9 protein-coding genes are annotated in these 15,253 nt (G+C 40.5%); 8 read left to right on the top strand and 1 reads right to left on the bottom strand.

What is annotated here, in order from left to right:
• Positions 1 to 10: 10 nt before the first annotated feature.
• The gene (locus tag ABV001_RS16715; RefSeq protein ID WP_352423853.1) at positions 11 to 823 is read left to right on the top strand and encodes a nucleotidyltransferase family protein; all 813 of its coding nucleotides are present in this window, start codon (positions 11 to 13) and stop codon (positions 821 to 823) included.
• A 58-nt stretch (positions 824 to 881) separates the two neighbouring features.
• Here ABV001_RS16715 and ABV001_RS16720 read toward each other — a convergent pair whose 3' ends face one another.
• Positions 882 to 2,171 carry an ATP-binding protein gene (locus ABV001_RS16720; RefSeq protein ID WP_352423854.1) on the bottom strand — a complete coding sequence of 430 codons (1,290 nt, stop codon included), beginning with the start codon at positions 2,169 to 2,171 and terminating at the stop codon, positions 882 to 884.
• 338 nt (positions 2,172 to 2,509) lie between these two features.
• Here ABV001_RS16720 and ABV001_RS16725 point away from each other — a divergent pair, with 338 nt between their 5' ends.
• From ABV001_RS16725 to ABV001_RS16755, 7 genes are all read left to right on the top strand, one after another.
• Positions 2,510 to 3,685 carry a n-acyl-d-glucosamine 2-epimerase gene (locus ABV001_RS16725; protein WP_352423855.1) on the top strand — a complete coding sequence of 392 codons (1,176 nt, stop codon included), beginning with the start codon at positions 2,510 to 2,512 and terminating at the stop codon, positions 3,683 to 3,685.
• Positions 3,686 to 3,740: 55 nt separating this feature from the next.
• Positions 3,741 to 6,815 (top strand): SusC/RagA family TonB-linked outer membrane protein, encoded by a 3,075-nt coding sequence (locus ABV001_RS16730; RefSeq protein WP_352423856.1) that lies wholly within the window; start codon positions 3,741 to 3,743, stop codon positions 6,813 to 6,815.
• A 5-nt stretch (positions 6,816 to 6,820) separates the two neighbouring features.
• Positions 6,821 to 9,010 (top strand): RagB/SusD family nutrient uptake outer membrane protein, encoded by a 2,190-nt coding sequence (locus tag ABV001_RS16735; protein ID WP_352423857.1) that lies wholly within the window; start codon positions 6,821 to 6,823, stop codon positions 9,008 to 9,010.
• A gap of 127 nt (positions 9,011 to 9,137) precedes the next feature.
• Positions 9,138 to 10,283 carry a DUF4434 domain-containing protein gene (locus ABV001_RS16740; protein WP_352423858.1) on the top strand — a complete coding sequence of 382 codons (1,146 nt, stop codon included), beginning with the start codon at positions 9,138 to 9,140 and terminating at the stop codon, positions 10,281 to 10,283.
• 74 nt (positions 10,284 to 10,357) lie between these two features.
• On the top strand, positions 10,358 to 11,539 hold the full coding sequence (locus tag ABV001_RS16745; RefSeq protein ID WP_352423859.1) for a DUF4434 domain-containing protein: 1,182 nt from the start codon (positions 10,358 to 10,360) through the stop codon (positions 11,537 to 11,539).
• 18 nt (positions 11,540 to 11,557) lie between these two features.
• The gene (locus ABV001_RS16750) at positions 11,558 to 12,487 is read left to right on the top strand and encodes a polysaccharide deacetylase family protein (protein WP_352423860.1); all 930 of its coding nucleotides are present in this window, start codon (positions 11,558 to 11,560) and stop codon (positions 12,485 to 12,487) included.
• A 37-nt stretch (positions 12,488 to 12,524) separates the two neighbouring features.
• Positions 12,525 to 15,239 carry an alpha-L-rhamnosidase gene (locus tag ABV001_RS16755; protein WP_352423861.1) on the top strand — a complete coding sequence of 905 codons (2,715 nt, stop codon included), beginning with the start codon at positions 12,525 to 12,527 and terminating at the stop codon, positions 15,237 to 15,239.
• The last annotated feature ends 14 nt before the right edge of the window (positions 15,240 to 15,253 follow it).

Raw genomic sequence — 15,253 nt, forward strand, 5'->3', positions numbered from 1 at the left:
CAAGCAATAAATGAAAGCGATGATATTTGCCGCCGGACTCGGCACACGGCTCAAACCCCTTACCGACACCATGCCGAAGGCATTGGTGCCGGTCGGTGGGAAACCGCTGTTGCAGCATACCATCGAAAAACTGACAGCCGCCGGATTCGATGAAATCATCATCAACGTGCACCATTTTGCGGAACAGGTCATCGATTTTGTGGAAGCAAACCATCGTTTTGGCATTCGTATCGAGTTCTCCGATGAACGGGAAAAACTGCTTGATACCGGCGGGGGAATCAAAAAGGCAGCTTCTTTCTTCAATGATAATCACCCGTTTTTAGTGCATAATGTCGATATCCTTTCCAATATCGACTTAAGGAAATTATACGAAATATCGACTCAGCGCATCCAATCAGATTCGGCCTCCCCTCAATCCGGTCAACACCGGTCACACGGGACAGAAATCCCCCCCATCCAAAGCAACCCGATAGCAACCCTTGTCTGCAGTGAACGGAAGACCTCCCGTTACCTCCTGTTTGACGATAACAATCACCTGAAAGGATGGACCAACGAGAAAACCGGTCAGGTGAAATCTCCTTTTCCCGATTTTGATCCCCGGCATTACAAGAAACTGGCTTTCGCGGGGATCCAAATTTTCCAGCCGGATATATTCCAATATATGGCCGACCTTCCGGATCACTTCTCCATCATCGATTTTTACCTCTCAATATGTGAGAAAGAGGATATTTCCTGCTATATACCCGATAACCTGCAACTGGTCGATGTAGGAAAAACGGATTCACTAAAAGAAGCTTCACAGTTTTTAGATAAACTCTCCTGACAATTTCAGGGGAACCATCCATGCCGGAACAACATTCAACCAAGTTTGCATGCTGTCATCAGATACAGAAAGCCGCATATAAAGGCACTGATTTTATATCGTTCTCAAAGCCGAAATTTTTCTTGGATAAACGGATACCATATTTACACTTATATCGTTTCATGAAAATAGGCATACTTTTAGAATGGACTCTTACTCCGGATTTTACCTCAACCGGAATCACATCCACTCCTTTTTGTATCACAAAATCCACCTCGGCAGTATTGTTGTTTTTCCAATACAACAGCGGAATCAAATTTGAGGAGAAAGCTTGTGCCACATAGTTCTCAGCGATGGCGCCCAAGAACGGGACGTCTATTTCAAGTGGGGAGAGAATGGCTTGTGCCGCCATGCCCGATTGCATGACAAGCATGCCCACATCCGACATATACAGTTTAAAATCACTCAAATCAACATGCACTTTTATAGGCATGGTTCCCTGATTCGTTTTCTGACATTTAAGCACAATGCCGGCATACCTGAGCCATTCTATCGATTCTCCGAAAATAGTGGCACTTCCCCCTTTTTGCACGACACTATATTGAAACTTGCGATTCTCTTTTGCCAATTGGGCAGGAATAGATTCATAACAAGCCCGTATCTTAATACTTGTGGAAGGTTCCGCGTATTTCGCCATATCAGCAATATATTCGTTCAGTATCCTGTTTTGGATATCAGCGACAGCGACAAAACTACCGGTATGTATAAACTCTTTGACCGCGGCAGGCATACCGCCGACAATCAGGTATTGATTATAAAAATCTACCGCCATTGAATGCACATCCAACGGTTCACCCGATGCATAATGCGCGCGGATCAACGTAGCAAAATTTTCTCTTCCCAGTGCCCATAAGAATTCTTCAAAATCCATTGGGAACAAGGTTATTTCATCGACTTTACCCACCGGGAAAGAATATTTCTGTCGGTTGATAGCCACACCCAATAAAGAGCCGGCACCTACAATATGATATTCAGGAGCTTGCTCACAAAAGTATTTCAGCGATGTAAGCGCCCTTTCACATGCCTGAACCTCATCCAGGACAACCAGCGTTTTACCCGGAATGATCCGCTGCGAATGGGCAGATTCTAAATATTGGATAATGACAGAAGGAGTAAGGGTTTCATTAAACTTCTCCACCAAAGCTTTATCTATTTCAAGATTGACAACAATGGAGTTATCAAATTCCTGTTTACCAAACTCCTTCAGGATATAACTTTTCCCAACCTGACGTGCCCCGTTCACGATAAGCGGCATCCTGCCGGACTTGTCTTTCCAATGGACTAACTCACTGTATATTTTCCTTTTCATCGATTTATCTTTTTCGCAAATATACATTTATCTATGGAAAAATCAAAATATATAGTATTTTTTCATAGATAAAATTATTATCCAATGCCATTTATCCATTTTTATAGAGTAATGATGAACAAGACATCAAATTGACAAGTATACCTTTTTTAACTTAAATTATTAATCTCCAAAACCATCATACAGTTAAATTTTCCTAATTCCGGTTTATTTAATAAATTATTTTAGTTTTATTCTTGTATATAAAAAATTATTAGTTTTAATTTGCAAGTGTATAATAAAACAAATATTATATTATCGATAAACAGATCATTAAATTATTAAAACAAGGAAGCAAAATGGATATTTTTAACGGATTGGCATCGCAGTATAAAGCGGAATTATTTGGGAATATACTTCCTTTTTGGCTTACCCACTCGCAGGACAAGGAATTCGGCGGGTACTTTACCTGCCTCGACCGGCAAGGGGATGTATACGACACCGATAAATTCATCTGGCTCCAGGGTCGTCAGGTATGGCTGTTCTCAATGTTATATAATAAGGTAGAAAAACGGCAGGAGTGGCTCAATTGTGCCATACAGGGTGCTGAATTTTTAAAAAAACATGGACATGACGGCCACTTCAACTGGTATTTTTCGCTGACCCGGGAAGGGAGACCGTTGGTAGAACCGTACAACATCTTCTCTTATACTTTCGCGGCAATGGCGTTCGGGCAATTAAGTCTTGCAACCGGTAACCAGGAGTATGCCGACATCGCCAAACGCACTTTCGAAAATATCCTCTCCAAGCGAGATAACCCAAAGGGAAAATGGAACAAAGCCTATCCCGGCACCCGCTCGCTCAAGGGGTTTTCCCTGCCGATGATCCTCAGCAACCTCACTTTGGAAATCGAACACCTGCTCGACAAAGAGATCGTTGAACAAACCATGGAAGAATGTATCCATGAAGTGATGGAAGTTTTCCTTCGTCCGGAGTTAGGTGGCATTATCGTAGAGAACTTGAATAAGGACAATACGCTCTCTGACTCTTTTGATGGGCGTTTGATCAATCCCGGGCACGGAATAGAAGCGATGTGGTTTATCATGGACCTGGGGGTACGCCTTAATAGGCCTGAATTAGTTGAGAAAGCAGTTAATACAACGCTGAACATTATCAAATACGGATGGGACAAAGTGTATGGCGGCATCTTTTACTTTATGGACAGGAAGGGATATCCGCCCCAACAGTTAGAATGGGACCAGAAACTGTGGTGGGTACATATAGAAACTCTAATTTCATTACTAAAAGGATATCAATTAACCGGTTCCGAGGAGTCTCTCCAATGGTTTAACAAAGTACACGATTACACCTGGGATCATTTCAAAGACCCGGAACATCCTGAATGGTGGGGTTATTTGAATCGTCGTGGAGAAGTACTGCTGGATTTGAAAGGTGGTAAATGGAAAGGCTGCTTTCATGTGCCGAGAGGACTGTATCAGTGCTGGAAGGTGTTGGAAAACGTTCATCAATTATAATAATAGAAAACAGTAATAATAAACCAAATTTATTCAACTATCTAAACAAAACAGAATGAAAAGGAAAATTTTTTATCTAATGAAAGGATTTTTGCTCACTTTCTTGTGTACATTCTCTTTGAGTATGTTTGCCCAAAACATCAATATAAAGGGAAACATTACTGACACAAAAGGAGAAGTACTCATTGGTGTAACTATTCGAGTACAAAACACACCAATTGGGACAATTACTGATATAGATGGTAATTTTACATTAAGTAATGTACCTTCTAATGCAAAACTTGATGTAACTTATGTAGGAATGCTCCCGCAAACGATTGACCTAATTGGACAATCATTCCTACAAATTATTATGCAGGAAGACAGCGAAACTTTGGATGAATTGGTAGTTGTAGGATATGGAATCCAGAAAAAAGAGACTTTGACAGGAGCCATTACCTCCGTTGCGACCAAAGAGATAAAACAGAGTCCGGCGGCAAATCTGGCGGTCACCTTGACAGGCCGTTTGCCCGGACTTACAACCATCCAACGAAGTGGAGAACCCGGAAGAGATGTAACTCAAATGGTGATACGCGGTTTAGGAACTGTAAATTCTCAAAGCCCAATTGTATTAGTGGACGGGATAGAGCGTGATTTAACCTATATTGATCCAAATGAAGTTGAAACAGTCACCATTTTGAAAGATGCCTCTTCTACAGCTATCTTCGGAATAAGGGGAGCCAACGGAGTCATTCTCGTCACAACAAAACGTGGGGTATCAGAGAAGCCTCAAATAAGCGTAACCGCAGAAGTAGGGTTTCAGGACTTTCCCCGATTTCCATCGCTACTCGACTCATACAACATTGCACTTATCAAAAACCAAATGCAGAGAAACGATGGTTTAGGAGATGCATATACCCAGGAGATGTTAGATCATTTCAAAAATGGTGATGACCCTGACCGCTTTCCCAATACGGACTGGAAGAATATTCTAATGAAAAGTCATGCTCCCCAACAACGCTATAACCTAAATATTTCAGGTGGGGGAGAACGGGTAAACTATTTTGTAAATGCGGGATATTTAAATCAAGGAGGAATATTTAAAGTTGAATCGGGTCTTCCTTATAATCCATCATTCAAACTGGACAGATATAATTTTAGGTCCAATATCGATATTCAATTGAATAAGACCTTAAAAGCAATGTTAAATTTAGGGGGTTATCTGGAGAAACAGAACATGCCTGCCGGGATTAGAGAAAATTTGGACTTCGTTTCAACAGAGTCTCCTGCTTTGCATATTCTTGCCCAATTAATTGTAGACCAAAATGCAATGATACCAGGCCCTGTGACTCCTGATGGAGACGTAGTAACCTGGCAAGGGGGATTTTACCCGCCTTACGGCTCGTTAAACCGATCAGGCTATATACAGCAAACAAGAAATAATATAATGGCTACATTTGGATTAGAGCAAGATTTGAATTTTTTATTAAAGGGATTATCAGCCAAAGCTTGGATGTCCTTTGATGCGAAAACAACGAATAACTTAATGGCCAGTAAACAATATTTAAAGATGGTTCAAGTTATAGAGCCTACAGCTGATGGTGGATACACGATCTCCTATCGTAATATGGGAGACAGTAAAGATACACCCCTAACGCTTTCCGGGAGTAGGTATTTCTCCACATTGACCAATTTCCAAGGATACCTGAACTATGCGAACACATTTGGCGATCATACTGTTACGGGACTTTTACTCTATCAGCAACAAAAAAATATCATAGACCATCAGCTACCCTATAATTTGCTCGGTCTATCTTCAAGAATAACCTATGCGTACCAATCTCGCTATTTTGCCGAAGTCAATATGGGATACAATGGATCGGAACAATTTAAAGAAGGACATAGGTTTGGTTTTTTTCCAGCCTACTCTATCGGCTGGTTAGCCTCCGAAGAAGAATTCATGAAGGATGTATCGTTTATCGACAATCTGAAAATCAGGGCATCTTACGGAAAAGTAGGTAACGATAGGATAGGCAGTAGGCGCTTTTTATATCTCGACGATACACAAATATCATCTGGCGGTTACTCGAGTAGTTTAGGATTGGGACAATATGTAAGCACAAACCTCTTAAAAAACGAAGCCCTACAATGGGAAGTTGCCAAAAAGTTCAATATCGGAGTAGACTTACGCCTATTCAAGGACTTTGACATCACATTCGACTACTTCACTGAAAAGAGAGATAACATATTAAGAAATAGGGGAACAGTTCCTATCCTAAATGGTCTACCGACATCTGTTTTGCCTCCTGTAAACATCGGAGTTATAGACAACAAAGGGTTTGAAGTAGAAATGACCTATAGGAAGCAGTTTAATAAGGATCTATTCTTTTTAACAAAATGGAATGCAACCTATGCAACCAATATACAGAAATTTGCAGACGAACCGCAATTAGATGAGAGCTATGCTTATCGATATCGTGAAACCGGATACCGGATTGGACAGAATTGGGGATATATAGTGGAAGATTACTTCAAAGATGCAGAAGATATTGCCAATTCTCCGGTGCAGAGAATACCCGGACATGAATCTCGCCCTGGAGATTTTAAGTATAAAGATATTAATAAGGACAATATTGTTGATGAACGTGATATCGCGCCAATTGGATATTCAACAATACCTGAAATACAATTTGGGGTGGCGTTCAATGTTATGTATAAAAAATTTGATATAAGTGTCTTATTTCAAGGAGTTACAAATGTAAGCAACTATTCTGGGAATTGGGGAGTATTTGCCAATGGAAATAATTTCCGGAAAAGACACACTGAGAGCTGGACAGAAGAGCGAGTAGCTAACGGAGAAAAAATCAGCTACCCGAGATTGACAACCCAGGCAAACCCCAATGAGATACCTAATTCATTTTTTATCGATGACGGGAGTTATATACGTCTTAAAAATGTGGAATTAGGATACACTATTGATAATGATTTAGCCAAGCGTCTTGGTGCAAATAGAATACGTTTTTATGCCAATGGCCTTAACCTCTTTACTTGGGATCGGCTACCGGTTAAGGATTTTGACGCGGAAATGCAGAGTATCACGACCTATCCGATTTCAAGGTTAATTAATTTTGGTGTTAATTTTATATTTTAACAGTTATGAAAAAAATATTCTTATATATATCACTTATTTCAATCATTGCCTCTTGTGCCGATTTTCTTGACATCACCCCAGACGGAAGGATGTCACTGGAAGATGTGTTCACCAATGAAATACAGACCGAGGCTTATTTAAATACAGTATATGCTTCAATTCCTTCCTATTTTAACAACTACGCTGGTTGGAGTTTTTTAGCAGGTATGACAGATGAAGCAGAAGATGCCGAGGTAGGGAACAATTTGCAGGGAGTAACAACATCTTGGATTATAGGAAGCTTAACACCCAGTTTTAATCCGCTTGCACAGGCGGGATCCTGGTCTCCTGCGGGAGGACAGGACAGATACTCAACGTTCTGGGCAGGTATACGAGATGCCAATGTGTTTTTGCATTATGCGCCCAATGTTACTTTTGCTGATGAAGACAGAAAAGCGAGGATAATAGCAGAAGCAAAAATCTTAAGAGCATTCTTTTACTTCGAATTAGTAAAACAATTTGGTGCCATGCCAATTATAACGGAACCTTTTGATCCGGCATTCGACTATACCCAGTTGACAAGACCTCAGTTTCAAGACTGTATTGACTTTATCGCAACCGAATGTGCGGCTGTCATATCTGAAGGTAAATTACCTATGAGAATTACACTGGAATCCGAACGTGGTCGTTTCACCTTGGCTGTCGCACATATGGTAAAATCAGAAGCCTTATTGTATAATGCAAGCCCTCTCTGGAATCCAACAAATGATGCGAAAAAGTGGTCAGATGCCGCACAAGCATCTAAAGAAGCATTGAACGCCTTAACCACCGGTGATCAATATATGTTGTATGAAAATTACGAGGCCTATTTCCTTACAGCCTCAGATATCACTGAATCCCCTCGTGACAAAGAGACTATTTTCGAAATTAAAACCGGGGCACTCCCTTTATCTACTGTCGGCCTACCTAGTAAACAAGGATCATGGATGATAGGGGCTACACCTTCACAGGAACTAGTCGATTCTTATGACATGGCGACAACAGGAGAACCGGCAATCTTAGGCTATCGGGATGAAGACCATTTAGACCCGATAATCAACTCAACATCAGGATATAATCCTAATAATCCCTATAGTAACCGCGATCCACGATTCTATGCTACGGTATGGTATAATGGTGCTGAATACGACAATATAAACGGAAAGATACATATCGTTGAAACATTTATTGGAGGAGCAGATCAAATGATAAAATCACCACCTAACAGGATCAACACACATACAGGTTATTACCTGAGAAAATTCGTAGATCCTAAACTCTCCATCAATCAAAATTCTTCCGCTTTATTTAAAAAATATCGTTTAGCTGAACTTTACCTGAATTTTGCGGAGGCTGAAAATGAAGTAAACGGTCCCAACGCAGACGTGTATAACGCTATTGATATGGTTCGAAATAGAGTTGGAATGCCAAACCTTCCCGCAGGTCTTGATCAGGAGAAAATGCGCGAAAGGATCAGGCGTGAAAGGCGAGTAGAGTTAGCCTGGGAAGAACATCGTTTCTGGGATGTACGCCGGTGGAAAATATTGCATGAAACGGATAAACTTGTCACCGGAATGGAAATAAGAAGTACAGGCGAAGATCCGGGCTCAGGAGTTATCTCAGTTCCTAACCCCAGCTTTGAATCAGGCACTAACGGTTGGACTTTCTATATTGGAGCAGATGTAGTACCCATTGATGGCCATACTAGTGAACATGTAGTTTTAATGTCTGACGGAGGACATATATTTACCCAGATTGGTGGATTACAACCTAATACAAAATACGAAGTGTCGGCATTGATGGTAGTACAGCAAGGGTCTGGATTTTTAGGTATAAGGGAGTACGGAGATGGAGCAAATGAATCCTCAGTTCAGGTTTTACCGGAAGATGGATTAGAAAGGCAGCAAGTAGAATTTACCACTGGTCCTACAGCTACCTCAGCAGTCATATACAGCTGGTGGCCCGGCGGCAGCCAAGGGATGGTAGATGATTTCGAAATGAAAAAGGCTGGTTCTACAGGCAGTGGCGGTCTCGATCCTTCCAATTTTACTTACACCCGGTTCGTTACCGGAACTAAGAGAAATGCATGGCAGGATAAATTCCTGATATTCCCCATTCCTATCACAGACGTCTCAAATATCCCGGATTTCCTAATAAATCAAAACCCGGGTTGGTAATGGGAAATATATTCTGATGAATACAAGCGGACCTTTTCTAAAGCAAGCCGCTTGTATTTTTTCAATTGAGATATTTTTCAAAACGAATGAATAAAAAAGACTCGTTTCACCTGAAGATTTACTGATTATGCACTATCTTTATAGAATCATTTCCTCTTTAATTATCTTATTCCTGATCGTTTCTTGTACAAAATGTACAACAGACCATCCTGAACCGAATATTGTAGAACCCGAAGAGACAAATCAAACCGATATGTTAGAGTTGATATACAAAATTGCAGATGAGAAGAATATGCGTGTTATAAGTGACTTAAACATGAATGGTGGAGATTTATATCAAAAATATGACCCGGAATATGTGGTGGAGCAACATAAGATTTTTATACAGCGCTATTATAAACGTTATGGCAATCACAAATCTTTCTGGGGTTGGTATTTGAATAACGAGCTGAATCCGCTCAAATCTGATGAGGAAACTATTTCTCCTTTTTGGCGTCGAGTTTGGAAAGCTGCCGTACAGGAATGTAAAAGAGTAGCACCAAATAGCACAGTAACTATTTCACCTTTTTTCCTGTTGGATGAGAATGGATATAGGGGATTTGAATATCTACAACCAATCGAATACGAAAAATGGTGGGCTCAAACCTTAAAGGAAACGGGGATCAACATTTTAATGCTACAGGATTCAGGGGCAGAACATCTTGGATTTTTCACATTGGAAGATAGACGACCTTTTTTTCAAGCATTAAAAAATGCCTGTGACCAGTCCGGAAGTAAATTGTGGATCAATGTTGAGTCAGGAGAAGTTGCGGCAAAGGATTGGGAAGAAGCTATCAACATGGAACGTACAGATACACAGAAATGGGTTTATACCCAAACTGAATGGTTATCTCAAAAATTAGCATTAGCGGCAGAATATGGAGAACATATTATCAATTGGGGATATTATCCTTATATGTTTTCCGGCCCATCAGTAGGGCCCTATCCGTCTGACAATACCCCTATAGCGACCAGAGAAGCCAGCTATGCATCTTACAAAGCTTACTATGAACAGCAATTGGTGATGCCAAAGCCGGCTCAAGGCCCTGTACCTATTATGAGAGGAACCTTGTGGTGGTTGCCCGCAGAAGTCAGTGGATTATCCATCCAGGAGTTCGAGAATTCTATCCGGTTTCAAATAGAGAAGCAGGCTGAAATAGGGTTTGATATATTATGGATTGTAAATGCTCCAGCAAACATGCAATGGGCGATAGATAAAGAAAGTGAGAAATAAGGAGTGGGTATAAACTGGAATTCATTGGGAATCCCCAAAAATAACAAAATCGGGATCGATATCTTTTGGTTAAAGTGAAAAATTTCAAAATAACTGTTTATCAATATAAAACTCATATGGAGAATATTAAATCTGTTTTTATTGCTTTGGTCATCCTGTTGATCTATGTATCATGCACCTCCAGCGAGAAAAGGAAGACATCTGTTGAAACGAGTGAAACGGATATTCTGGAGTTGATCTATTTCATTGCGGATGAAATGGACATGAAGATAATGTGTGACATAGATATGATAGGAGGAGACCTTTATCAGAAAAAAACTGCAGAAGAGCTGATACGGCAAAGTAATTATTATATGGAGGAATACCATGAAAAATATGGTAGTCACGCATCTTTTTGGGGTTGGTATCTCAATAATGAACTTAATCCTTTGGAGCAATCGGATGTGGAACAATCACTATTTTGGCGGACTATTTGGAAATCCGTAGTGGATAAATCCAAAGCTATTTCTCCTGGCACAAAGGTGACGATATCACCATTTTTTCTGCTGGATAAAGAAGGTTATCGGGGTTTCAAGTACCTGAATCCGGAAATATATGAAGAGTGGTGGTATCATACAATGAAAGAGACAGGTATTGATATTTTAATGTTACAAGATTCCGGAGCCGAACATCTCTCTTTCTTTACCCTTGAAGACCGGAAACCATTCTTTCAAGCATTTGCCAACGCTTGCAGAAAAGCAGGGAAAGAGTTTTGGATGAACGTAGAGACTGGTCAGGTAGAAGCAAAAGATTGGGCACATGCTTTACAAATGGAAAAAGATTTTGACAGAAAATGGGCTTTTACAGAGATCAACTGGTTGAAGCAAAAACTTGATTTGGCTGCTGAGTATGCCACTGGAATCATCAACTGGGGGTATTATCCATTGATGAATCCCGTGGAAGAGTATAGCGTACTTACCATTCAGGATATAGACGGACAGCCGGTGGAACTTTCAAGCAGAAAAAACAATTATGATGCTTACAAGGATTATGTAGATCACCTTTCAACCCGTATCCCGCAAGGGAAATTAACCCGCCCCAAACTGAACGGCACTTTATGGTTTTTGCCCCTGGAATTGGGGAGCCAATCAAGAGAAGAACTTGAAAAAGCCGTTGGACAAGAGATCCTAAACCAGAAAGAAGTGGGTTTTGAATTCTTGTGGATCTGCAACACTCCAAAACATTTCAAGCCAGCGTCTTCAGAGAATAACAAATAGTATGAAGATATATACAATATGAAAAAAACAGCTTTATCCCTGTGTATCTTTATCTCCGTTTCATTCATAGGAAATGCACAGTCCTTAGCAGAGTTATTAGGATATAAAAAATATGATAAAATACTCATTATCAACAATGATGATGCAGGAATGTGCCATGCATCCAATGTAGGCACCATCCAAGGAATGAAAGAGGGATTGATTAGTTCGACAACCATTATGACTCCCTGTCCGTGGTTTAATGAAATAGCCCTCTTTGCTAAAAACAATCCTGAACTAAGCTTTGGCGTTCATCTTACGCTCACTTCCGAATGGGAGCATTACCGATGGGGAACCGTTGCTCCACGGGATCAGGTCTCCAAATTATATGATAAACAAGGATATATGTGGCATACGGTAGCGGATGTATATGCGTCATCTATGATAGAAGAAGCTTTAATAGAGGGAAGGGCACAAATTAACAAAGCACTGGATAGCGGTATACCCATTACACATATCGATTCCCATATGGGAACATACCAATATTCTGCCGATTACCTGAACATTTATCTCCAGTTAGCCGAAGAATTTAATTTACCGCTTCGTATGGCATCACAAAACACGCTGGATTTAATGGGGGTCCCCGACTTTAGACAACGATGTCGTGAAAAAGGGCTTATTTGTCCAGATTATTTTATCTACGAAGAATTTGAAAATTATACTTCGGAGAATGTAGAACAATTCTGGACGGACTATCTTAAAAATTTGAAGCCTGGCGTAACTGAAATATTCGTGCACGCTTCTGCTGACAGTGATGAAATCCGATCGATTACCCATTCAGCCGAAACACGTGTAAAAGAGTTGGCTTTCTTTACAAGTGATGCCGCAAAAGAATTGATCCACAAAGAAGGAATTACTGTCATTGGATACAGAGAATTATTAAATCTTCAACGTAAATTAAAAAAATAAGTCAACCCATATACCTGTTATGACTAATATGTTTAATATGAATTTGGTATATAAGATATTTTTTGCCCGTTATACACAACAGATAAGCATCTTCTGCAAAATTATCCTGATTGCCGTTTCGCTGTCGTTCGTACAAACAATCAAAGCACAAATATTGGTGCCGGAATGTCTGTCATGCGAACATTTGACCAATCCCATTGGTATTGATGCCGAGAATCCCCGCTTCACATGGAAGTTGAATGATCAGAGGCGTAATATCAAACAGGCTGCTTATGAGATACGTGTCAGCGAGGATGTCCATTTTCCTGAAAAAACAGATAAGATTGTCTGGCAAAGTGGGAAAATTGAAAGTAGAACGAATTTGGCAGTATATACCGGGAAAAAACTAAAATCCAGAACACGTTATTACTGGACAGTAACTATCTGGGATAGTGAAGGAAATAAGAATACCGCACAAGAATCCGCCTTCTTTGAAACAGGTAAATTAAATGAACCCTGGCAGGCAAAATGGATTAATGACGGCCAAGATACAGTAGTTCAGCCTGCACCTTATTTCCGTAAAGAGGTCACTTTGAAGAAAGCAGTCGAATCTGCCCGCATATATATTGCAGCGGCCGGGTTATTCGAATTGCATATCAACGGCAAAAAAATCGGAGATGATCTCTTAAATCCTATGTTCACCCGGTTTGACAAACGTAACTTATATGTAACTTACGATATTACCGCAAATATTCTAAAAGGCAATAACACGATCGGGATAATCTTGGGAAATGGATGGTATAACCACCAATCGTGGTCGGAATGGGATTTTCATAAAGCCGTATGGAGAAATAGACCCTCCTTTTGCATGGAGGTAGATATCCGGTATGCAGACGGAACTTCCGAAGCAGTGCATTCCGATAGCAGTTGGAAAACAGCAATGGGTCCTATTATTTTCAACAGCATCTATACTGGTGAACAGTATGATGCACGGAAAGAATTATCTGGATGGAACACAAACAAATACAATGACAAAGGATGGAAATATGCCAACATAACAAATGCCCCTTCAAGCATAATAAACGCCCAGACACTAAATCCCATCCGGATCACCGACGAATTCTACTATCTTGGATGTGAAAAAATAAATGACTCGACCTATCTCTATACGCTCCCCGAGAATATTGCCGGAATATCAAGATTCAGGGTGCAAGGAGAACGGGGAACCACTTTCCGGCTTAAACATGGAGAGACAATAGATAAAAATAACCGGGTAGATCAGTCTACCATCGATATTTACAGCGATCAGAAAAATGGCATAGATCCTTTCCAAACCGATATTTTCATTCTTAAAGGAGAAGGGATAGAAGAATTTACACCACGTTTTAACTACAAGGGATTTCAATATGTCGAAGTGACAGTCGACAGACCGGTCAGACTAAACACGAATAACTTGATGGCCTATCGGATCAACAGTGATGTGCGACCTATAGGGAAAATAGAATCTTCCAATGAATTGGTCAACAAAATATGGGCAGCAACCAACCGTTCTTATTTATCCAATCTACACGGCTATCCCACTGATTGCCCCCAAAGGGAAAAGAACGGTTGGACCGGGGATGCGCACATTGCCCTGGAAGCCGCCCTATTTAACTACGACGCCATCACTGTGTATGAAAAATGGTTAGCCGACCATCGGGATGCCCAATTAGAGAACGGTGTATTACCCGCTATTATCCCGACATCCACATGGGGCTACACATGGGGAAATGGAGTGGATTGGACCAGTTCAATGATTATTATTCCATGGACATTGTATCTATACTATGGCGACACACGCCCTCTTTCTGAGAACTACTCCAGCATGAAACGTTTTCTGGATTATGTCACATCCATAAGTCCGGACGGGCTTACAGACTGGGGATTAGGTGACTGGGTTCCCTATAAGACTATTGCTGATAAAGAGTTACTCATATCGATATATTATTATCAAGATGCGCTGATACTCTCAAAAGCTGCAAAGTTACTGGGACATGATCAAGACGTTATAAAATACAACAAACTGGCAGAAAAAATCAAGAATGCTATTAATAACAAGTTCCTGGACAAGGAGAAAGGAATTTATGCTACAGGCAGCCAGGCTGAATTGAGTAATCCTCTCTATTGGGGAATTGTGCCGGATGAACTGACACAAAAAGTCGCCGACAACTTAGCCAAACGCGTAATAGCAGATCACAAACACCTGGATGTAGGGTTACTCGGCTCCAAAACCCTTTTAGGAGCACTGAGCGACAATGGCTATGTTGACTTAGCCTTTGAAGTAGCCACACAAACAACCTATCCATCCTGGGGATGGTGGATAGCCAATGGAGCGACAACACTATATGAAACATGGAAAATTGAAACAGAAACACTCTCCAGGAATCATATCATGTTTGGAGAAATCAGCGCGTGGTTCTATAAGACATTGGGGGGAATCAATATAGATGAAAGGAATCCGGGTTTTCATTCAACAGTCATTAGACCTCATTTTGTAAAAACATTGGATTGCTTTAAGGCTGAATATGACTCCGCAAATGGATTGATTGTTTCTTTCTGGAAAAGAATAAATAGTTTGATTGAATTCAACCTTACTATTCCTGTCAATTGTAATGCTACCCTTTTTTTAGATAATATTATTTCCGGTACAGAAGACCTACAACGAAATGAAAACGGTAGTTTTACTTTACATTCCGGACACTATCATTTTGTAGTTAGTGAAAATGCAGATTAATTATTACACTCTTA

Origin of the sequence: Proteiniphilum sp. (assembly GCF_040307845.1) — a bacterium.
In the GTDB taxonomy this organism is placed as follows: Bacteria; Bacteroidota; Bacteroidia; order Bacteroidales; family Dysgonomonadaceae; genus Proteiniphilum.

Bases quoted from the DNA above. Each gene is read 5' to 3' on its own strand.
- ABV001_RS16715 (WP_352423853.1), top strand. From the start codon at position 11: ATGAAAGCGATGATATTTGCCGCCGGACTCGGCACACGGCTCAAACCC.
- ABV001_RS16720 (WP_352423854.1), bottom strand. From the start codon at position 2,171: ATGAAAAGGAAAATATACAGTGAGTTAGTCCATTGGAAAGACAAGTCC.
- ABV001_RS16725 (WP_352423855.1), top strand. From the start codon at position 2,510: ATGGATATTTTTAACGGATTGGCATCGCAGTATAAAGCGGAATTATTT.
- ABV001_RS16730 (WP_352423856.1), top strand. From the start codon at position 3,741: ATGAAAAGGAAAATTTTTTATCTAATGAAAGGATTTTTGCTCACTTTC.
- ABV001_RS16735 (WP_352423857.1), top strand. From the start codon at position 6,821: ATGAAAAAAATATTCTTATATATATCACTTATTTCAATCATTGCCTCT.
- ABV001_RS16740 (WP_352423858.1), top strand. From the start codon at position 9,138: ATGCACTATCTTTATAGAATCATTTCCTCTTTAATTATCTTATTCCTG.
- ABV001_RS16750 (WP_352423860.1), top strand. From the start codon at position 11,558: ATGAAAAAAACAGCTTTATCCCTGTGTATCTTTATCTCCGTTTCATTC.
- ABV001_RS16755 (WP_352423861.1), top strand. From the start codon at position 12,525: ATGAATTTGGTATATAAGATATTTTTTGCCCGTTATACACAACAGATA.